Source organism: Glaciecola sp. HA4-3 (assembly GCF_055693685.1).
The window spans coordinates 543697-565958 of sequence record NZ_CM146340.1 but is presented as its reverse complement, the minus strand read 5'-3'; the positions used below and the strand labels follow the sequence as shown (position 1 = coordinate 565958).

The 22262-nt window shown below is 40.7% G+C and carries 17 protein-coding genes, 2 pseudogenes and 1 riboswitch; of the genes and pseudogenes, 9 read left to right on the top strand and 10 right to left on the bottom strand.

Going from position 1 to position 22262, the window contains the following annotated elements; translation table 11 throughout:
- The first annotated feature begins 55 nt into the window (after positions 1-55).
- Together ACZ1G6_RS02735 and ACZ1G6_RS02730 are read left to right on the top strand one after the other, a co-directional pair.
- On the top strand, positions 56-589 hold the full coding sequence (locus ACZ1G6_RS02735) for a hypothetical protein (RefSeq protein WP_472617958.1): 534 nt from the start codon (positions 56-58) through the stop codon (positions 587-589).
- A gap of 151 nt (positions 590-740) precedes the next feature.
- Positions 741-2501, top strand: coding sequence for an acyl-CoA dehydrogenase family protein (locus ACZ1G6_RS02730; RefSeq protein WP_472617957.1), 1761 nt, complete (start codon positions 741-743; stop codon positions 2499-2501).
- 62 nt (positions 2502-2563) lie between these two features.
- Here ACZ1G6_RS02730 and ACZ1G6_RS02725 read toward each other — a convergent pair whose 3' ends face one another.
- Positions 2564-3772 (bottom strand): methionine gamma-lyase, encoded by a 1209-nt coding sequence (locus tag ACZ1G6_RS02725; protein ID WP_472617956.1) that lies wholly within the window; start codon positions 3770-3772, stop codon positions 2564-2566.
- Positions 3773-3919: 147 nt separating this feature from the next.
- On the opposite strand from ACZ1G6_RS02725, the gene ACZ1G6_RS02720 reads away from it, so the two are divergent.
- Positions 3920-4381: an Lrp/AsnC family transcriptional regulator gene (locus tag ACZ1G6_RS02720; protein WP_472617955.1), complete on the top strand. Its 462-nt coding sequence runs from the start codon at positions 3920-3922 to the stop codon at positions 4379-4381.
- Positions 4382-4395: 14 nt separating this feature from the next.
- Entirely contained in the window at positions 4396-5337 is a 942-nt protein-coding gene (locus tag ACZ1G6_RS02715) for a peptidylprolyl isomerase (RefSeq protein ID WP_472617954.1), read from the top strand.
- Here the strand turns inward: ACZ1G6_RS02715 and ACZ1G6_RS02710 are convergent.
- The 3 genes from ACZ1G6_RS02710 to ACZ1G6_RS02700 all read right to left on the bottom strand — a co-directional run bounded on the left by ACZ1G6_RS02710 (position 5315) and on the right by ACZ1G6_RS02700 (position 7900).
- Positions 5315-5752 carry a hypothetical protein gene (locus ACZ1G6_RS02710; RefSeq protein WP_472617953.1) on the bottom strand — a complete coding sequence of 146 codons (438 nt, stop codon included), beginning with the start codon at positions 5750-5752 and terminating at the stop codon, positions 5315-5317. The genes ACZ1G6_RS02715 and ACZ1G6_RS02710 overlap by 23 nt on opposite strands.
- A gap of 8 nt (positions 5753-5760) precedes the next feature.
- The gene (locus ACZ1G6_RS02705; protein WP_472617952.1) at positions 5761-7227 is read right to left on the bottom strand and encodes a glycoside hydrolase family 16 protein; all 1467 of its coding nucleotides are present in this window, start codon (positions 7225-7227) and stop codon (positions 5761-5763) included.
- A gap of 307 nt (positions 7228-7534) precedes the next feature.
- Positions 7535-7900: a GNAT family N-acetyltransferase gene (locus tag ACZ1G6_RS02700; RefSeq protein ID WP_472617951.1), complete on the bottom strand. Its 366-nt coding sequence runs from the start codon at positions 7898-7900 to the stop codon at positions 7535-7537.
- Positions 7901-8153: 253 nt separating this feature from the next.
- Between ACZ1G6_RS02700 and ACZ1G6_RS02695 the strand changes: the two genes are divergently transcribed.
- A complete protein-coding gene (locus tag ACZ1G6_RS02695; RefSeq protein ID WP_472617950.1) occupies positions 8154-9050 on the top strand; it encodes a GGDEF domain-containing protein in 897 nt (298 codons plus the stop codon).
- Positions 9051-9135: 85 nt separating this feature from the next.
- On the opposite strand, the gene ACZ1G6_RS02690 is transcribed toward ACZ1G6_RS02695, so the two are convergent.
- From ACZ1G6_RS02690 to ACZ1G6_RS02670, 5 genes are all read right to left on the bottom strand, one after another.
- A complete protein-coding gene (locus ACZ1G6_RS02690) occupies positions 9136-10578 on the bottom strand; it encodes an ExeM/NucH family extracellular endonuclease (protein WP_472618912.1) in 1443 nt (480 codons plus the stop codon).
- On the bottom strand, positions 10568-11251 hold the full coding sequence (locus ACZ1G6_RS02685; protein ID WP_472617949.1) for a hypothetical protein: 684 nt from the start codon (positions 11249-11251) through the stop codon (positions 10568-10570). Before ACZ1G6_RS02685 ends, ACZ1G6_RS02690 begins: the two co-directional genes overlap by 11 nt.
- Positions 11215-13656: an endonuclease gene (locus ACZ1G6_RS02680; protein ID WP_472617948.1), complete on the bottom strand. Its 2442-nt coding sequence runs from the start codon at positions 13654-13656 to the stop codon at positions 11215-11217. Before ACZ1G6_RS02680 ends, ACZ1G6_RS02685 begins: the two co-directional genes overlap by 37 nt.
- A gap of 112 nt (positions 13657-13768) precedes the next feature.
- Entirely contained in the window at positions 13769-14311 is a 543-nt protein-coding gene (locus ACZ1G6_RS02675) for a DUF3016 domain-containing protein (protein ID WP_472617947.1), read from the bottom strand.
- Between the two features lie 131 nt (positions 14312-14442).
- Entirely contained in the window at positions 14443-14796 is a 354-nt protein-coding gene (locus tag ACZ1G6_RS02670; RefSeq protein ID WP_472617946.1) for a hypothetical protein, read from the bottom strand.
- A gap of 285 nt (positions 14797-15081) precedes the next feature.
- Here ACZ1G6_RS02670 and ccoG point away from each other — a divergent pair.
- The 4 genes and pseudogenes from ccoG to ACZ1G6_RS02650 all read left to right on the top strand — a co-directional run bounded on the left by ccoG (position 15082) and on the right by ACZ1G6_RS02650 (position 20584).
- A pseudogene (ccoG, locus tag ACZ1G6_RS02665) lies at positions 15082-16519 on the top strand (cytochrome c oxidase accessory protein CcoG).
- Positions 16512-17497, top strand: a pseudogene (locus ACZ1G6_RS02660) (serine/threonine protein kinase). Before ccoG ends, ACZ1G6_RS02660 begins: the two co-directional pseudogenes overlap by 8 nt.
- A gap of 69 nt (positions 17498-17566) precedes the next feature.
- A riboswitch (cobalamin riboswitch) is annotated at positions 17567-17808 on the top strand.
- A 69-nt stretch (positions 17809-17877) separates the two neighbouring features.
- On the top strand, positions 17878-19785 hold the full coding sequence (locus tag ACZ1G6_RS02655; RefSeq protein ID WP_472617945.1) for a TonB-dependent receptor plug domain-containing protein: 1908 nt from the start codon (positions 17878-17880) through the stop codon (positions 19783-19785).
- A gap of 166 nt (positions 19786-19951) precedes the next feature.
- Entirely contained in the window at positions 19952-20584 is a 633-nt protein-coding gene (locus ACZ1G6_RS02650) for a thiol:disulfide interchange protein DsbA/DsbL (RefSeq protein ID WP_472617944.1), read from the top strand.
- Between the two features lie 78 nt (positions 20585-20662).
- Here the strand turns inward: ACZ1G6_RS02650 and ACZ1G6_RS02645 are convergent, their stop codons facing one another.
- Positions 20663-22228, bottom strand: coding sequence for a SulP family inorganic anion transporter (locus ACZ1G6_RS02645; RefSeq protein ID WP_472617943.1), 1566 nt, complete (start codon positions 22226-22228; stop codon positions 20663-20665).
- Positions 22229-22262: the final 34 nt, after the last annotated feature.

The following is a 22262-nucleotide window of genomic DNA, read 5'->3' as shown; positions in this document are numbered from 1 at the left end:
GTCCTAATGAATCTATTAGAGTGCTACCATTACTCGTCATTATAGTACGAAAAAAATGAGTTCTGGACTTAAATTAATAATATGTAGCTTACTCGTTTTGCTAGTCAAAGCATGTTCGCAAGTTGAGGTGGCGCCTCCGGCGTGCAGAGTCAACACTTTACACCTTTCAGATGCGCGCGGATATGCAAGCTGTGCCATCGTTATTGACAATAAATTACTTATTGTCGAAACCTCACAAGATAAATATGACCTTCCTAGAAGCACAAATATTTCATCAATTGATAAAAATATGCCTGCACAATGCCAAGCCCACTTAGCAAGCTGGCATCAAACGGGCTTAAATGTAAAAGTGGGTCGTGCTTTAGGGATACAAAAAGATGGCACATGGATATTTGAATGTAGTCAATCTGCGGGGTTCGACGGCACTGAAAACTATCAAGCACCACAGTGGAATACGACCGAAGCTCAAACCATAAGCTACGTTGACCCTTTTGTCTTACATGAAACTGATTGGGTAATGCCTGCACATTCAGCTCTTATAAAAGATGCATATGTCGCACTGACGAAAGAAAAGTTGCCATCTGAATAATTTTATTGGTCGTACCAGTAACTTATTTGAGCGTTTTTTGATACCATTCGTATTAAACATCAATTGTGACCAATAAACACTTGTTCCTATGCGCGTGTTCAATAATGAAGTATCAAAGGCATAGCAACAATTATCGTATTAGGAGTATTTAATGCCGCAATATAAAGCCCCGATAGCAGACTTTCAGTTTTTATTGAATGAATGGCTAAACATCGACAACCACTATCTAGCTGTTGGTGCCGAAGGTATCGATAACGAATTACTCACTGAGATTTTAAGTCAAGGCGCGAAGTTTGCTGAAGAAGCGGTCGCACCGTTGAACCGTGAAGGTGATGAACAAGGTTGTCGCTTGGTAGATGGAAGTGTCACAACCCCAGACGGCTTTGCGCAAGCGTATCAAGAATATGTTGCCAACGGTTGGAATGCAATGTTAGGTAACCCTGACTATGATGGCCAAGACCTGCCGTATTCTGTCGCTGTTCCTGTACAAGAAATGCTTAACTCTGCCAACTTAAGCTGGCGATTGACCACTATGCTAACCGAAAGTGCCGTATTAGCTATCGACAAACACGCCACTCAAGCCTTAAAAGACCAATACCTTGCCAAACTGATAAGCGGAGAATGGACAGGTACTATGAATCTTACTGAGCCGCATTCGGGTACGGATTTAGCGCTATTAAATACTAAGGCGATACCGCAAGATGACGGTAGTTATGAAATAACAGGAAATAAAATCTTTATTACCGGTGGTGATCAAGACTGGACATCTAATATTGTACATTTAGTATTGGCACGTTTACCCGACGCCCCTAAAGGCGTAAAAGGTATTAGCTTATTTTTGGTACCAAAATTCTTACTTAATGATCAAAATGAGCCTGGGCAACGCAACGCTGTCACCGTTGGCAGCATCGAGAAAAAAATGGGGATTAAAGCTAGCCCGACATGTGTAATGAACTATGACGGTGCCAAAGGATGGTTAGTGGGTGAAGAAAATAACGGTTTAGCATGCATGTTTACTATGATGAACGATGCTCGTTTCCAAGTAGGACTTCAAGGGCTTGGCACGTGTGAAGCATCTTATCAAGGATCACTACAATACGCGCGCGAACGCCTGCAATCTCGGGCTCCTCAAGGTCCTGTCCAGCCAGAGCTTAAAGCTGACGCGATTATCCATCATCCCGATGTTCGTAAGATGCTGCTAACGCAAAAGGCCTTTACCGAAGGACTTAGAGCTTTATCAATGTTATATGCTCAGCAAATGGACGTCGAAAAGTACACAAGCGATCATCGTAAAGCACAAGCAAAACAAATCATCGCTTTTCTAACCCCGATTTGTAAAGGTTTTATGACTGACATTGCAACTGAAGTCACAAACATCGGTATCCAAGTATATGGTGGTCACGGATATGTTCGAGAATGGGGAATGGAGCAATTAGTCAGAGATACCCGAATAGCTCAGCTTTATGAAGGAACGAATGGTATTCAAGCGGCTGACTTGATTGGTCGCAAACTGACCAGAGACGGTGGTTTAATGCTAAACGCAACGGTCGAAATGTTATCTGGCCGCATAAATGCCATGACCAACAAAAAGAAAATGGCAGACGCACAAGCGCTATTGCATGAATGGCATCAAACTTCATGCAAATTATTAGGTGCCGACAGTGTCAATGTTGCAGGTGCCGCAACTGACTATTTACACTATAGCTCATATGTCATTTTGGGTATTTTATGGCTCGAGATGGCAGATGCAGCCAAGCGTTCAAGTAATGAACTAATTAAAAATGGTAAAGCCAAAACGTGTGATTTTTACATCAAACGTTTGTTGCCACGCAAAGATATACACAAAGCCTTAGTGCTTGAGGCCGCTGAAGATCTGATGACAGTCAATGACCAAGAGTTTGACTACATTTAATGTTAGCCCTTAATCAAAAAGCCCTCGATATTAACGAGGGCTTTTTTTATGGCAAACAAATCTTAGGCGACTGTCTTTAACGCAATTGTATCCAAAGCTTGTGATAAATCAGCAATGATATCTTCGATTGATTCAAGCCCTACAGATAATCGCACTAAGCCGTCACTAATACCGTGCTTTAGCCGTTCTTGTTGAGTGTAGGCACTGTGAGTCATACTCGCAGGATGCTGAATTAGGCTCTCAGCATCTCCTAGTGAAACGGCACTTTGAATCATATTTAGATTATCCATTAATTGGCGTCCCGTTTGCTCATTACCTTGCAGTTCAAAGGCAATCATGCCGCCAAACATAGACATCTGCTTACACGCTAAATCGTACTGTGCAAAACTAGGCAGTCCGGGATAATCAATACGCTTGACTAATGGATGTTGATACAAATACTCGGCAACTTTTTGGGCATTTTGTGAGTGTTGCTGCATGCGCAAAGACAAGGTTTTGATACCACGTAAGATTAACATCGCCGTAAATGGTGACATACAAGCGCCTGTAAAGTCTTTAAGACCCTCAAGTCTAATCTGCGTTATCATATCAGCCTTACCAGCAATCATACCCGCGATTAAATCACCGTGACCACCTAAGTATTTCGTCGCAGAATGCACAACAATATCTGCACCCAAATCAATGGGCTTTGTTATCAAAGGTGTTGCATAGGTATTGTCGACCACAGTTACAATATTATGCGACTTTGCAATACTCGAAATAGCTTCAATGTCTATAAGTCGCATATTGGGATTAGCGGGTGTTTCATAATAGATCACCGCTGTATTATCGGTAATAGCGGCATTTAGCTCCTCAGTTACACTTAAATCAACGTGCCTTACCTCTACGCCAAATTTTGCTAAACCTTTATGTAAAAACGAATAGGTGCACCCATATAAGGTTTTATCAACAATAATGCTGTCACCAGCTTTAAGCAATGTCCAAAGCGTAGATGTAATTGCGCCGATGCCAGAGCCGACCGCCAGTGCCGCTTCAGTATTTTCTAAACATGCTAAACGCTCTTCTAATAAACTAAGGGTTGGATTAGATATGCGAGAATAAAAATGCCCCTGCTCTTCCCCAGCAAACATATCAGCGCCTTGTTGCGCATCTTTAAATGTAAATGTTGATGTAAAGTAAATAGGAGGATTCAAAGAACCATGATGAGCTTGTGAATCATAGCCATGGTGAATAGCTTGCGTGGCAAACCCTTGTTGTGCTTTTGTTTTCATATCTGAACTCACTTTACGTACTCATAATCATATACTTATAATAAGCGAATCCCAGCGCAATTAAATTGCCAAATATGTCAATAATATTATATTTATTGATAGATTATGCTAATTTAATCCGCATAATTACGCTTAAAAGTTAATGAAATGGATAAAATTGATAGAAAAATAATTACTGAATTACAAAAAAATGCTCGGATAAGTAATCAAGAACTAGCGGAACGCGTGAATCTATCTCCATCACCATGCCTTAGAAGAGTTAAAGCCCTTGAGAAACAAGGAATCATAAAAACCTACACACTAGAAGTAGATAATGAAGCCTATGGTTTGCCTGTCACAGTATTTGTTACAATCCAATTAGAACGACATTCACTTGAAGCAGTTGAAAAATTTGAACAACAAATTATTGCTCTACCACAAGTGCTGGAATGTTTTGTTATGACAGGAAAAGCAGATTATTTATTAAAAGTGGTAGTGAAGGATCTTCATCATTACGAAGACTTTGTTAGAAAACACTTGCACTGTGTTGGTTATATCGCTTCAATTGATACCAGTTTTGCATATGGCGTTGTTAAGAAAACTAATGTGCTGCCCGATGCGTTAATTTAGACAAGGATTATTAAATGAAAATGTTTTTTCTTTTTTATTCAACATTGCTTTTGATTGCCTGCGATCACGTAGATAAGAATAACAGCGCTTTAAGTACAAGTAATGATCTTGAAGCACCGTCTAATTTTGCTAATTCAAGCGACTTATTGGCCAGTCTAGGTGAACAATCATGGCGACAGCTCGACCCTGAAAATACTATTGTAATGAATTTAGGTGAACGTGAAGTCATTATTGAGCTTGCTCCTTCATTTGCACCTAAGCATGTCGCGAATATTAAAACGCTGATTAACGAACAATATTTTGACGACACCGCGGTCATTCGCTCGCATGACAACTATGTCGCACAATGGGGTGACACTGCAGATCTTAATTTTATTCGTCAACCTGGCGAGCCATTGGTAGAGCCTAAGTCTATTGGTAGTGCTAATCCTAAACTACCACTAGAGTTTTTTGTTGATGCAAAACAAGTTGATTTCGTATCAATCAATAGCAATGATGCTTATGCTCAAGAGGTCGGCTACAGCAACGGATTTCCAACTGCTATTAACACGCAAGGCGCATATCTTGCCCATTGTTATGCCATGGTAGGTGTGTCTCGTGATAACGAAGCAAACAGTGGCAATGGTTCGGGTTTGTATGCAATTACAGGCCATTCACCTCGTCATCTTGATTTAAATGTGACCTTAGTCGGAAAAATCTGGGTAGGAATCGAACATTTATCCAGTTTACCTAGAGGCAACGGGCCTTTAGGTTTTTATGAGTCTGACGAACAACATACGGCTATTGATAGTGTTCGATTTCTCGACGCGTCGCGCAAAATAGAAGTGCTCCGCACTGACACGCCTGAGTTTTTAGAATATGTTGATTTACGCAAAACTCGACGAGACCCTTGGTTTGTAGAGCCGACAGGTAAAATTAGTCTATGCAATGTATCTATTCCGATGCGCGGGGCATAAAACGCTGTATCACTAGATATCGCCTATGTCTTACAATACAAAGCGCAAACACAAATAAGACATGATATATAGTCACCAACCCGCCACTATCGCTTTGCGAGCTTGTTGGCATCACTGGTACCTCTTGTATTGGCCTAATAAGCTTGATACTAAGCGTATCAGTGTCACTTAAAACAGGATTGCCAGAGTCACTGACATCTACTCTAAACTCAAGTTGCTCCAGCGATAAGAGCGCAGGGTCAAAACTTAGTTGCTTGTCTTGAACCTCAAACTCGGTAACACCAGATACCGTCCAAACAAAGCTGTGAGTATCGTTTTCATTTTCGTCAGTCACATTCGCAACAATAAGTACCTCGCCATTTTGAGTATCAAGCTGATTGACATTAACGCCATTTTGACTCGCACTTAACGACACGCTAGGTTTTACATTGGCAGCTTGTATTGGCTCATCTTTTGCGCTAAAAAAATATTATCTAAATACACCGTCCCACTGCCTTCTACTTTTAGTTGAAACGTGTTGGTCAAATCGACGTTGCTAAAAGTTGATAAGGGGATCTTTAGTGATTGCCAGTCTTGTTGGACAACATCAACCGTATAAGCCGTTTCCTGAGGACCAGGGCTGATTAAATAAACACGAAGGTCTGTTGCATTGTGCGTCCAATAATCAAGTTGTAAATAAGCTAAATCCGATACGTCTTGTTTATTTTGCTCCCAATCTGTGCCTTGATAATTTAGATTTTGATATACAAGAGTATTATTACCATTAATAGCAATAGTAGTAACCTGTGTAGCTTGACCCCAGTTAGGGTTGTAATCAATAGACGCTATATTTGTGTATTTATCACTAAATAAAGAAATAACGCTTAGGTTTTCTTCGACAGGCTCTGGCGCCTCGCTTTGTGGTTCGCTAAAAATTTCACAGCCTATTTCATTGACCAAAGCACCTTCTCTTGTAGTGGGACACTCGTCGATACTATTTCCTACTCCATCACCATCGTCGTCGATGATCATTGGAGTACTTTCATTACAATTGGTCCACTGATTATTGTCGCTTGGGATACAGTGGGCAACATAATCAACCTCTAAGGTTGCGCTGTTAAGGCTAGGATCAATTTCTCCTCCTAACGTACCGCCTATCGCTACATTCAATAGCACAAACATAGGCTCTTGGTATTGTGCGCAGTTTGACAAATCGTGCTGGGTAACAATTTGATCATTCATATAAAATCGAATGACATCCGCATCCCACTCTATTGCGTAAGTCTGAAACTCTCTGACATCTGGTGCGCCACCAGGATAAGCGACACGTTGCTCTGAGCCGCAATTCCCGACATTAAAAAAATTGGTTATGTAACGGTCGCCATTGTTGCCATACCATTCCCATACGTCAATCTCACCCGCGCTAGGATTAGGCCATGGGACATTATCATTGTCGCCTTTGATGGGTTGCTCGGCGATACGATTTTCAAGCATCCAAAAGGCAGGCCACGTTCCGCCTTCCAAGTTAAGAAAGCGAAGCCTTGCTTCCACTCTGCCATACAAAAACTCTGCTTTATCTTTGCTATTTAAGCGACCAGAAGTCCAAGGGCGATTAACGCCGCCTTGACCGGGGCAGTTAATACTTTGTCTTCTAGCTGTTATTTTTAGCGTCCCTTGTGATACTTCATAGTTACGATTTTCAGAGCTTTCATCATCTGTGTAGCATTGGATTTCATTGTTATAGTTGGCTTGCGTCTGTGCAGTCCAATTTTCCCAATTTACTGATGTGCCATCAAAGCGTTCAATCCAAGACACTTCCCAGCCTGCTTGCCCCTTGAATGACAACACTAAAAACAATGAGCAAACAAACACGCGAGTCGATAAACAACATATAGATGGACTAATTTTCAAGGTAACACCCTTTAAGCAAGATATTGTTTTGTAGACTAACAGTACAATGTTCTTACTCACAATCAACAAAGGTTAAAAGGGACTTACCTTGCGACCAACACTATCTAAGGGTTTATGATCTATATGTTTATTGTCTATCGGCGTGTTGTCTAGAAGCAAAGCATCAAAGCCGATTTGAAAAAGCTAGATACTTTTTTGCCAAAACATAGCATCACCTAAATCTGGATCTAGTTGGTACCCACTAAACCCTGCTTTCTCGTATGCTCGGATTGCGGATGTATTACCTTGAAGTACTTCTAGGGTTAATTTAGTGCAGTCGATTTGCCTTAGCAAAGGTTTGAATCCCCGATATTAGAAACTGACTAATTTGTTGGCCTCTTGCTTCAGGTATTACGGCAAAGTCATGGATATTAAGTACGCCTTTAGCAGCAAAGGTTGAAAAACTCTCGATACAATTTGCAAAAGCAATCGCCTTGTCATCACTATATACGACAAAAGAATGCATAAACGTTCTTTGCTTAAGGGCATCTGGCAGCATTGCTAGTGTTGCTGAATCAATTGCACCGCCACCCCCCATAGGGTCTGTTGCATAAACCTGCAGTAAGTAGAGTAAATCAGTTATTTGTTGAGTATTGTCGTAATCTACTTTGATAAAGCGTAAGTTGGCTTCCATTTTTATTTCCTTATATAAGTCTCTAAAAGTAGAACAAGTACTATCGGTAAAGTAAAGAAGTTAATGCTCAATGACGGCTAATCGACACCGCAAAGAACTTTTATTGCAATCTAGACTCGAAATAAGACGATGAGCGCACACATCACGATATATATTTACAAAGGGCAGATTGTCTGGTGTGATAAGTATAGTGGCATAAAATGCTAACTAACACTCTTTGTTAAGTGCAAACGTGAAGAGGTCGTAATTTGTAATGAAGATATATTTAATACACGAAGACGAAAAATCGCTCGATTGGATTAACTCGGCCTTAAACATGTCTAGCAAAGTAACAGCGGTTACTTGCTTAAACAAGGGTACTGACATTGATGTCAATGATGTTAATTTTCAATCCACTCTTGTTATTGTGTCACAAGAGCAGTTTCTGCCTTTTCGACGCTCTATTTCGCGTTTCTATTCGGCAAAAGATGTACCTTGTCCTATTCTAGTGTTAAGCGATACCTTTAATAGCTTTGACACCATAGGGTTTTCAAATATAACGATTGATGCGTTTCCTATCAGCGCTGTTACGCCTCAAATTTTAGAATATTTGCTGCTTACCTTGATGCGTGAATTTAGAAAAGACTCAAGACTAAAGAAACTTGCTCACTATGATGCGCTTACTGGGGCAACTAATCGTCATCTATTTACTGACAGGGTAAAACAGTCAATTGCCAGAATAAAGCGAGTTAAAGAAAACCTTGCTTTTATGTATTTTGATTTAGACAACTTTAAATTAATCAATGATGAATATGGACATAATTTTGGTGATGAATACTTGCAGTGTTTTGTCGATTTAGTCATGGAATGTATACGCGACACTGATACTTTAGGCCGCTTGGGCGGTGACGAGTTTGGCTTGTTGTTACCTAAAACAAGTGCAGAAGATGCACAACATTTAGCCCAACGAATTCTTGGATTGTTAAATAAAAAACATAGCATTCAAAAATCGAAAATAAGCATTAATACCTCTATCGGTATTGTCACAGTAAAAGAGCTTGATAGCGCCGATGAGCTGAATTATGAAAGCTTAACTGATTTGGCAGACAAAGCCGTTTATATCTCAAAAGAAAGTGGAACCAACCAAATCAATATGATGTCGTTTAATTAACGATAAATCGCGTTTTAGTGAATCCGCACATACAAAAAGGCCAAGCATTTGCTTGGCCTTTTTCATTTATGATAACTGACTTAACTTAAAAGAAGCGAGCGCGTACATATGCTCTAACCCAAAGTCTTAAGTCTCTTCTATTAATGATACCATTACCATCCATATCAGCAGCAGCGCGATAGAAACGACTACCTTCAGTCGCACCACGTGTGATCAAAATATAGAAATAATCAAAGAAATCTAACCGTCCATTGCCATTTATATCTCCTAACAGACCTGGATCGGGAGCTTCAAACAACAAGCCTACAATCACAGGATCATGATCTGATGAACGATATTCCGTGACATCAATAAAGTCTGCAGGCTTATCAATAAATTGGCGACTAAAGTTTGCATCTATTTGATCATTGTAATCAAACACACGAATCTCATCAGCATTGATATGCCATTCTGCAACACCTTGCACTAGCTCGCGGGCTTTTGCATTTGCTAATGCGTAATCCAATGAGCCAAATTCGCCTCTAAATGTGTAACTATAAGCTTGAGGACCGTTTAATTCGCGCGCCAAGTCAACATAGCCAGCGTTAGCCAATGTGACGATAGGATCTTCTTTCGCATATGCATTTAAGTCCCCTACAATCATGATCGCTTTTTCAGGGAAGGTTTCACTTAACCAAACGTGAAGCGCTTGAGCGGCTCTTGTTCTTGTCCCATTACAATTAGCTTGACCGGTCGTAGTGTCATCATCACCTGCACCACAGCGACTACCTTTAGACTTAAAGTGGTTAACATTAACAACTAACTCATCACCTGTTTCGGTAATTTCAAACAATTGTGCAAAAGATGGACGATTACGATTTGTGTCAAACAGCGGTCCTTGTTCATCAGCAATTGAGTTATTAGCATCTAGTACTTCTAGTGCGCCATTCACCGAGACTACATCATTTCGGTAAATAAGTCCGACCGTGATTTGGTCAGTACCTTGTGCCTGTCCAGCGTCAACAAAGCTATAAACATTCTCGCCATACGCAATGTTCATTGCATCAACAAGCTGTGCAATCGCACTTTGTGGCCCAAAGCCATCGTTCTCAATCTCCATTAACCCAACAATGCTTGCATCAAGTTCAATGAGCGCTTGTACAATTTTATCTAACTGCAACTCATATTCGGCTAAATTATCGGCGCCACGAGACGTTGGGAAGCCTTCGCCAAAACCATCTCCATTAAAAAGATTTAGTACATTAAAACTTGCGACTTTAATGTTGCCATCTAGTTGTGGACTGGCAGGTCTTTCAGCTAAAGCATAATCGAGCAAACCAAGTGGACGTAGGCGATACTCACCAAATGCTTCATCCATAATAAAATCATTAGTAAAGAGTGTCGTACCAGTACGCAATGGGTTAAAGAATGACAAACTACCAAAGTTAGAAGTCGGCTGATTAAAGCCATTAGCTAAATCATCTAGCAACAGCTTGTTACGGGCATTTTCTTGTGCCAAAGCAATCGCTTCGTCAGAGCTAAGGCAGATGAATGTGCGTAGGCGTAAATACTCGCTGACTTGATACTGTCACTTCGCCAACCAAGGCATAATCAAAGGTATTTGTTACCACTAACTCAGAAGAATTAGTGACTAACATACTCTCTATTGCTTCAAGGTTTTGCTCAGGCGCCAGCGGTAAAGTAAAGCTAACTGGATTAACGAAACCCTCATCACACAATTGTGATACTTCACTAGCTGTAATTTGGGTTTTGCCACCAAATTCGCTTACGGTACCTAATACTCTAACAACAGCCCCTTCACTTAACTCAAAGTTTTGATTGTTAGAAAATACAAATAAGCCTTCAGATGTATTGTCATTGGCATCATAATCACCTTCTTGTTCTTGTATAAAGAAACCACCAAGAGAATCTTTTGCAAGCGTAACAATAGCCTCTACCACAACATCTTGTCCGATTAGTGGTGATTCATCACCTTCACCTTGCACAGCACTGATTAGAGTAGCTTCATCAAAACACTGCCCAAGGGCGACAGGAGGATCAACTGGATCAACTGGATCATCTTCACCATATAAGCCAATATCATCAAAATTGTTAATTCCAAACCCTTCCCATTCAATAGCAGGATCAAAGGCATCATTAGGATTTGTGTCACCAGCGCTTACGCTTAATTTACGTCGAAGCGTGTTATTTTGTGTCCGCACGGGATCAACGCCCCATAGGCGCCACTAGGGTCCTCAGCGATTTTACCTATCGAATCAACGACCACATCGCCTTTTAACAGCACGACCGAATCATTACCGTTAAAGTTAAGGCTAGAAACAGTTAAGTCGGCAAGTGTTGTTAAAGCTGATTCAGCATTGCTATTGGCTATAACAAATACTTCACCATTGTCCAAAATTGCGCTTAAGCCAATCGTATACCCGACAGTAGTATTCGCATTTTGATAACCAACAACACTATACTCGCTTAAATCAATACTACGCCCAGTAATGTTCGCTATTTCAATTGCTTTATTGCTGCCACTTCCTTCTACATACTCAGAAATAAACAACTCTTTTTGGGCAAATTCAAACTCTCCCAAACCTAATTCACTGACACCGGCATCGGCTTGGTCTAAACGATCACGTCCACCAAAGAACCAATCGTTTGCAGCAAAAGTAGAACTTGCTTGCGTTTGATTTAACCTACGAGCGTAACTATCAGTATAATCCCAAACTTCATTGTCACCGTTAACGCTTGGTACACCATACACATCGACCACTTGCCCGTTACAAAAAAGTTCAACAGCGTCATCGCCATTAATAGCCATAGAACCACTGGTATAGTCGGGGGCAAAACCAAAGAAACTTGTAAACTGCGCAGATTCAGAAGCAACCGTAATAAAGTCGCCTGCATTTGCCGCTACAGATGGAAAAGTAAATTCTTGGCCATCAGTGCCGCCGCCATTATTGGCTGAGCCAAGTCCACAGACACTTAAATCAGCAATATCTTGAGTAACAAAAATCTCAACGCCTTTTGGAGTGCCACCAGTCAATGGTCCATCAAATACAACGCTTAATAATAGAGGCGAAGAACCGGGTGTTGGGTCCGTTGGATCCGTTGGATCTGTTGGATCTGTTGGATCTGTTGGGTCAGTCGGATCTGTTGGTTCGGTAACCGAATCACAACTGGCCGCTGGATAAACTACATCGACCCACTGAGGGTTGTCTACATAAGGATTTCTGTTACCTTGGTATTGATAAATTGCATCGTGTCGGTCTATTTCGTTTACTTCAATAGCATTAACTGAATCACCTGCAGCATCTACAGGGTCAGCATTGTGCCATTCAATTAATCGACATAAAAAACCTAAACGCGCTTGCCCTGAATCGGTTAGTCTATTCACCAACACTAAATCAGGTGTATCTTCGCCCGATGCGCCTTCGTAGCGAGTGTCCATGTAGAACATCATGCGCGCAATATCACCTTTCACTTCATCTCTTGGCTCGAAAGAGTCAGCATCAGTGAAAGAGTTAGGCGCATCTGCTATTACACTGCCACCGTTATCAAAATCTTTGTTTCCTCTTTCACGATTTACCGAGATATCAGCAGGACGAAGGTGATGAATATCGGTGTATGCTAATTCAAAACGTCCGCCAAACCCTAGGCTACTAGGCCAACTATGCTCGCGATTCCAGTTATCATCGTTTTGAGATGCATTACCACTTCCGTTACTAAATTTGGCGATATTACGTCCTGCGTATATAAGCCTAACATTATCAGAATTTTGTGGATCTTCATCAGTAGCGGTAAGCGCTGTCCATACTTCAGAATAAGTAAGACGCTTTTGATTGCTTGCAGCTAAATCACTCAACAAGGCCTTGAACTGTGCTCGTTCTTGCTCACTTGGATTAGCTGACAAATTAGCAAACGCCGTGTTGGCTCGGGCGTAAAAAGTATTGCCATCAAATGCACTAGGATCTGCTACAGGAGATAAGTCAGGGCAATTTACACATGCGTTGACTAACTCACCGTCAGTAGGTTGAGGGTCAACAGGATCAGTTGTATCACCATCAAAAACGTGATTACCTAAACCTGAAAATGTATCAATTGCAGAAGCCGTCCACTGCTCGCTGGGATCAAAACTATCAGTAGCGTCTGTGTCACCTACAGAAATCGAAGAAAGACGCGTCAAGGTCAGATTTTGTGTACCTAAACTGGTAGTTCCCCATCGCGTAGGTGGAGGATTTGAATTATCGCCTATTACATCAACTACTAGGCCATTTAACAGCAAAACAACACGGTCATTACCGTTAAAATTAATACCATTGAGCACCGAGGCCTTTGCTTTTAGCGCTTCACTTGCTTGGGTGCTAGCCATAACAAATGTGCCCATACTGTCAATCGAACCAGTAAAATTGTAGGTTGAGCTAGGGCTTTGAGCGCCGTTACTAAATATTTGAACTTGAACAGTTGCCATATCTATTGCATCTGTACTTGTGTTGAATATTTCTAGCGCTTTGTTGTTACTAGAGCCTTCAATGTACTCAGAAAAAAGTACATCTGCACTCGCGGGGGCGACTAAGCTTCCTGCAAGCAATAAAGAACATAGCTTTACGTGCTTCATAATTTGTCCACATTGTAGTTGAGTAAAAAAACCTGCACTAGGGTACAGGTTGTTTATTAATCTTATGTGACAAAAATTTGACGGTCTAGTCTTTATTTACTTTTTAAAGAACTTAATTTTGCGTAAGCTGGGGACTACGATTGATGATTTCATCTTTGAACCACTCAGCTAACATTCTTTTTTCGTATGCATATGGCTGGTCGCGCCTTGACAGAGAAAGGTTATCTAAAAAGCTCATATCTTTGATATTTGCACTCTCGGCAAAAATAATCTGGTTTTGCTCATCGACTAGCTCAAATTCAAACTCCATACGAGGAATATCGATTTGTCTTACGATTCTTATTTGCTGGATATTAAAATTAGTACTTCCCGCTAAATCAACATCCGTAACCTTCATGTTTAAAGTTTGTCCTTCAGGTAAATCTTGCGCTAGCTCTTGCATTTTTTCATCTAGCTCCTTAAAGACATTTTCACGAAATTTTTTACGCCCCATATGGTTACCAGGTCGAATATCTCGGTAATTATCTGGTTCAAACCATTCAATATTCACTCTTTTAGGTGTTTCTTCGGCCATTGGCGGTTTTTCATCTGCTAATACGCTGGTGCTCAACAGACCGATAGTAAGCGCGCCGGATAATAGTGTTAAATATTTCATCTTATATTCCTTCTTTGGATGGCCAATAGGCAAAGCAAACACGCTGATGCCACAACAGCAGGCTAAAAACTGCTCATTTATTGAACAATAACATATTTTCAAACATCGGATAAAGATTAGAGCAGAAAAAGCTATAGAAGTTCAGATTGACGGATGTCTGAACAAAACTTTTTTAAGTTTGCGCCATACATGTAGGGATTTATTTCGCCACGATTACAATAAAGGATATAAAACTCTTTGATTTTTTTGCTGTTGTCAGTCACATCAAGCACGTAATCCACCTGATGAGGTCTCAAGGACATGTTGTTTCGCATGAAGGCATCTCTTAGCTTCATTATTTTTCGGCGCTCAGGCACATCCGCAGCGCCGCTAAAAACGGAACTAACACCGCTTAGGGCATCGCCAAAAAAATCTCTTGCTACTTGGGTCTGCGCAATAAATAGAATTACTGCAACTTGTAACACCAAGATGATTATTTTTTTCATGTCAAAAATAAACGCCTATTTCGTCATGGTAAAGTATGTGTCGTGGTAAAATGTTCGACGTAAACAATCTACATTTCTTTCGTGCCATAAATGCTAACATATTTTGCTATGTAAGTTATATCGGCACTTTGATTAAATTGTAAACCATTTAAAGCCTTTACTAGCAATTTATTGATCTTAGATAATATTTTCAAGTTAGATTTTGGTATCATCACCTAGTAAAAGTCCTTTAAATATGGTTTAACCATAAGGTCACAATAAAAGACAAGGTTTGAGTGGTTTTATATGAGCGAAAGAATACGTGTTAAAGATGTCACACCGGTAGAGATACAAAATAAAAATGTGCATATTACCAAACCTACGTATTCTGCTCGTAACCGAATATACGTGCGTTCCGTTAAAGGGATGTTTGAAAATATACGCCGTTTATTTGGCTTTATTTTTTTAGGCTTGTTCGCGATAGCGCCTTGGATAAGCTACAACGGCTCTCAAGCGATTTTATTTGATTTGGCCGAACAACGTTTTACTATTTTTAGTATGACTTTATGGCCACAAGATCTCACAATTTTGGCTTATGGTTTAATCGTATCAGCCTTTGCTTTATTTTTCGTCACCACCTTTGCTGGACGGGTATGGTGCGGCTTTATGTGTCCACAAACGACTTGGACATATATATTCATTTGGTTTGAAACAAAGATTGAAGGCGCCCGAAACAAACGCATCAAATTAGACCAACGACCAATGGATGCCGACAAATTTTTGCGCAAAGCCGCTAAACACTTTGCCTTAGGTTGCATGTGCATTACTAACCTCACTAACCTTCGTTGGGTATTTTGTGCCTATTGATGAATTATTTATTGATTTTTTCACCTTTAATACGGGTTTTTGGGTCGCGTTTTGGGTGATCTTTTTTACCGTTTGTACATACGGTAATGCAGGCTACATGCGTGAGGTTATGTGTACTCATATGTGTCCATATGCTCGTTTCCAATCTGCTATGTTTGACAAAGACACCTTCACCGTAGCGTACGATGCCAAGCGCGGAGAATCGAGAGGCCCGCGTTCACGCAAAATTCCACATCAAGAACTTGGAGAAAAAGGTCTTGGTGATTGTGTTGATTGTAATCTATGTGTTCAAGTGTGCCCTACGGGTATCGATATTAGAAATGGTTTGCAGTATGAATGTATCAACTGCGGTGCGTGTGTTGATGCTTGTAATGATGTTATGAGCAAAATGAATTATCCCAAAAACCTAATCAGCTTTACATCCGAACACACCTTATCTGGTGGTAAAACAAAAATCTTCCGTTCTAAACTCTTAGGTTATGCTGTTGTGCTTGTAGTAATGACCAGCTTATTAGCGTGGGATATTGTCTCTCGCATACCCCTTACGGTCGATATCATACGCGATCGAAACTCACTTGATCGTGAGACCTCTACCGGCCTAATAGAAAACGTTTATACCCTAAAACTACTCAATAAAAGCCAACAAACCCAAACCTACAATATAAGTGTTTTAGGGCTAGATGATGTTACTTTCTTTGGGGAAACTGTTGTAGAAGTACAAGGAGGCACTGTGTACACGTTACCTGTGAGTGTTGCCGTTGACCCTGTTAGCTTAGAAGCGGGGACAAGAGAAATATTCTTCAAAGTCACCACCACTATAAATGGTGACGAGATTGTTGTTGAAGAACCTACTACATTTATATACCAAGGTGTCTGATTTTAGCTTTGCGCAGCTTACACCAGCGCTAATTTTAGACGCCATTGAGAGCCTTGATATTCAGGTAGCATCTGGATTGTTGGCATTAAATAGCTATGAAAATCGGGTTTACCAATTCACGACTGAGTCTCATGGTCGGCTGGTGGCCAAATTCTATCGGCCTAATCGATGGACCAATCAACAAATACAAGAAGAGCATGATTTTTCGTTTGAACTACTAGAAATGGAAATGCCCATTGTCGCCCCATTGAAGTTTGATAATGAGAGTTTGCATGAATATCAAGGATATCGGTTTGCCATATTTCCTTCAGTTGGTGGCAGACAGTTTGAAGTTGATAACTTAGATCAACTTGAATGGATGGGCCGTATTATCGCCCGTATTCATGCAACTTGTGCCAAGCGAGCCTTTATTCATCGGCCTAAGGTAGATGTTCAAACATACTTGCAGCAACCGCTTGTTACGCTAGCTTCTAGTCAACTAGTACCAGCTCACTTACATACCCCGTTTTTTACAGTGATTGAGCAAGTTGCCTCTTTGGCACAAACACAATATACGAGTGCATCATTTAGCCCTCGTATTATACGCCTGCATGGTGACTGTCACCCAGGTAATATCCTATGGCGCGATGGCCCGACTTTTGTAGACTTAGATGACTCTAGGTCTGGCCCTGCTATTCAAGATTTATGGATGATGTTATCTGGAGATGACATGCAACAACGCATCCAATTAGATACCTTGATTGAAGCATATGAAGAATTTAATGAATTTGATACCCGAGAGTTTCAACTCATAGAGCCGTTAAGAGCAATGCGCATGGTGCACTATATGGCGTGGTTATCAAACAGATGGCAAGACCCAGCTTTTCCACGAGCATTCCCTGGTTTGCTGAAGATAAATATTGGGAAAATCAAATTCTTGCACTAAAAGAACAGCTTTCTGCCCTACAACAACCTGCAATAAGCACAATGCCATATTAAAGCACTCAGTTTGGCAAAATAATTATATTTAATAAGTACTTAGTCTTTGCAAGCTTGCTGGTTTCGACTATAGTGCTTGATGTGAAAGGTGCTTTATAAAGATTATTTTTTATAGAGTTAAACGGGAAGCAGGTGTGAAACCTGCGCTGCCCCCGCAACGGTAAGCAAGTAAAAGTTAGCCTTTTAAGCTTTGTTTTCATAGCAGTTTTGTGTCACGACACATTCGCTAGGTCATCCACTGTGATTTTTCATGGGAAGGATTAACAAAGTATCTTGTGAGCCCGGATACCGGCCTTACTAATTTGATATCGATAATCTAAATCGTCGATATTCTCTGTATTATCTTTTTGCTCGGGTGGAGCAAATAAAAAGGATTTTTAATGAAAACGCAATTTACTTTATTAGCGGCATCTATTGTCGTGCACGCCTATATACCCAATGCCATAGCGACAAATACTGAAACTGAAACAATCAGTATTACAGGCTCTCGTAACCCAATCCCATCACCATTAGTGGCGGGCTCTTCTACTGTTATTACCAAGCAGCAAATAGATAGCTCGGGCGCGGTAAACATTACCGAGCTTTTACGAACTGTTCCAGGCGTGAATATCAGCCAAAGCGGCCCTTCTGGTAGTCTAAGTGAACTTCGTTTTAGAGGCGCTGAGTCAAATCATGTATTGGTACTGATTGACGGAGTCGAAGTGAATGATATTGGACAAGGAAGCTTAGTCAATTTCGCGCATATTTTACTTAGTAACGTTGAAAGGATTGAAATTTTGCGTGGACCTCAAAGCGCTATTTGGGGCTCAAGTGCGGTTTCAGGTATTATTAGCATCACCACAATTTCTAGCTCACAAGCGCCATCCTTAACGCGATTAAACCTAGGCTTAGGCGATCGCTCTACCATAAATGCAAGTGCCAGCCACACCCAACAATATGACAAACTTCGATACAGTTTTGGAGTGAGCCATTACGATACTCAGGGCGAAAACATAAGCCGTAGTGGCGACGAGAGCGACGCATATACAAATACATCACTTCAGTCGTCGTTGTTATATCAAATAGATCCCTATAATCAATTTGATGGGTCGATTCGGTATGTTGATTTTAGTAATGATTTTGATGCATATGATTTTGTATCGGGACTCACTATAGATAGCAATAATATTACCGATGGAGAGCAAATAGCAGCAGCATTTAATTGGCGATATGCCGCCACTGAAAATGGCAATAAAACAGGGATATATTCTCAACTTTTATCGTTTCAGTATGCACAAAACGATAATACAAATAGCAATGACAGCTTATTCAGTAGCTCAACAACAGGTAGTAAATATCGAGTATTATGGAACAACCGTTTTGATTTAGCACCAAACACATGGATAAACGCTGGGTTTGAAGGTATCGAAGAGGACTTTGTTCAGCGCGGTATTGTTGGTTTTGGCGACCCCAATCAAGATCAAAACAGTCGAACATACTCTTTGGTATCTAGTGGTCAGTACGCGCTGAGCGACTCTATCAACCTAAGTGGCAGTTTACGCTACGACAATAGTGACGATTTTGATGATGCAACAAGCTATAGATTGGGTTTAAGCTATTTGATTTATAGCGATTATCGTTTTTTTATTAGCCAAGGTCGTGCAGTTAAAAATCCAAGCTTTACTGAGCGTTTTGGCTTTTTCCCCGATAGCTTTTTGGGCAACCCGGACCTTTCACCTGAACAGCAAGAAACACTAGAGTTTGGTGTTACGTTCCGTATCTTTGATACCGATGTGGATATCAATTGGTTTGATGCCTCCCTTGAGCAAGAAATACTAGGCTTTGTTTTTGTGCCTGAACTTGGCCTATCAACGGCACAAAACGCCACTTTTGATAGCCAACGTCAAGGTATTGAGCTGTCACTCTCAGGTGAGTATGCCAATATAAATTGGCAAGCACATTACAGCTATTTAGATGCAAGTGAAAACCAAGCCAGCGAATTAAGACGCGCCCAACATACAGGATCAATAAATGCAGCGTACGAGCTTTCAGCAAAGCAACAAGTATATGTTCAAGCTGATTATACTGGCACGCGCTTAGATGGCTTTTTTAATCCCAACACGTTTAACACCGATATTATTGCATTAAGCGCTTACTGGCTATTTAGCGCAAATTACCAATATCAGTACAATCGCAACCTTAGTATCAATGTTCGTTTAAGTAATATTTTGAATAAACAGTATGAGGATGTCATTGGTTTTAGTGGCGAGTCTAGTCGCGCAATAGCAAGTTTACGCTATACTTTTTAGTGACAAGTAGCACACAAGACTTGAACCAAAAGTCGCCTGTGCTATCCTTTTGCGCATATTTTTGCGGTCGCACACGCTAAATTAACTAAACTATTTCGATTTATTGCAGTCTGAGCTGTTTAGAGTCGATAATAAAACGAACAAACATTTACACATAGGATTACCAATGAAAAAGTTGTTAGCCGCTGGCATTTTATTTTTTGCTGCATCACTAAGTTTTCAAGCATGCTCACAAGTTGAATTATGGCAAGAAGGTACGCATTACAAAGTGATTGCCGAACAAGCTTCTGAAAAGCCTGAAGTTAAAGAGTTCTTTTCATTCTGGTGTCCAGCTTGTTATAACTTCGAGCCCTTAGTTGCACAAATGAAAAAAGCGCTGCCTGAAGACGTCAAGTTCAATAAAGTACATGTTAATTTCATGCGTTTTGCTGGGCCTCAAACCCAAGATGCGGCAACCAAAGCAATGATGATTGCTCGTGCACTTAAGCGTGAAGATGTGCTTAACGCAGCGATTTTCAATTATATTCATAAACAGCGTGCAACTGTTGCCAACCTTGAGGACTTGCGCAGCTTGTTTATTGTTAACGGTGTAGATGCACAAGAGTTTGATAAACTAGCGGGGAGCTTTAGTACCAATAGCTTAGTAAAACGCAACAACCGCACTATCGAAGAGTTTCGTCAGCATGTTTCAGGTGTACCTAATTTTATTGTTAACGGTAAATATCAAGCAACATTTACTCGCGACATGAGTGCACAACAAATGGTTGATTTAATTGTTTGGTTAAGCGCACAAAAATAAAGTAATGTTAAGCAAAACAAAAAAGGCGTGATTTCAATCACGCCTTTTTTGATCCCCAACATCACATAACAATGATGCTTACGCTAACTCATCAGTAGCGACTTTATATCTTGGATCTTCATTAACGTTAATTTCAACATACTTATTTGCCTTGCGAAGCAATATTCTGCACTCAGGGCTGATATGTCGAATATGAAGTGTTTTGCCAAGCTGCATATATTTATCAGCTAGCGTATCAAGCGCTTCTATACCTGAAGAATCCCAAATGCGCGATTCATTGAAATCAATCACAACATCCTGCGGGTCATTCTTTACATCAAATATGTCTTTAAAGTGGCTCACTGACCCGAAAAACAATGGACCTTCTAACTCGTAAACTTTCCAATTATCATCGTCCGTGTGAGAGCGAGCCATAATATGCGTTGCATGTTTCAAGGCAAACACTAATGCCGATACAATCACACCTACAATAACCGCTACCGCTAAATCTGCTATTACAGTTATTCCAGTTACTAAAAATAATACAAAAGCATCTTCTTTGTTTACGCCTCGAACAATTCTAAATGACGCCCATTCAAATGTACCAATAACAACAACAAACATAACCCCCACCAATGCCGCCAATGGAATCATTTCAATCAAAGGAGCAGCAAACAATATAAAGCCAAGCAATACAAGCGCTGCGGTGATACCTGATAGTCGTCCTCGGCCACCAGAGTTTATGTTGATCATACTTTGACCTATCATCGCACAGCCACCCATACCACCAAAAAATCCATTGACGGTATTTGCCACGCCCTGACCAACACATTCTTTGTTGCCTTTACCGCGCGTATCTGTCATTTCGTCAATCAAGGTTAACGTTAATAAGGATTCAATTAGTCCAACAAGGGCTAAAATGATACTGGTGGGCAATACAATGTAGAGTGTTTCAAAACTAAACGGGACGCTTGGAATAGCAAAACTAGGTAATTCTCCTGCTAAAGATGCGCTTGCACGTTGCTCTGCTGGCAACATATCGCGCACGTAATCGATAACGGTGCGAGCGTCCAAATCAACAAAGGTCACAATTAGAGTGACAGTTACAATAGCAACCAAAGATGCTGGTACTGCCGTGGTTAATTTAGGTAATAGATAAATAATTGCCATGGTCAATACAATTAAGCCGACCATGATATACAAAGCGGTACCGCTCATCCATTCCCATTCGCCCGCCGCGTTTAGTACTTCAAACTGGCCAAGTTGCGCAAGGAAAATAACAATCGCTAGACCATTGACAAAGCCAAGCATCACCGGATAAGGGACCAGTCTGATAAACTTACCGAGCTTAAATAGCCCAAATAATACTTGGATGACTCCGGCTAGCACCACTGCGGCAAATAAATACTGCACCCCATGATTCATGACCAAGGCGACCATTACAACAGCCATTGCACCGGTAGCACCCGATATCATACCAGGTCTTCCACCAATTGCAGAGGTTATCAAGCCCATCATGAAGGCAGCATAAAGACCCACCATGGGCTCAACACCGGCAACAAAAGCAAAGGCAACAGCTTCAGGTACTAAAGCTAAGGCAACAGTAATGCCAGAAAGAATGTCATTCTTAACATTCCCCTGCGTACCATTAAAATTATTAAACATGACACACCCACTAACTAACGAACGATTAAGCAAA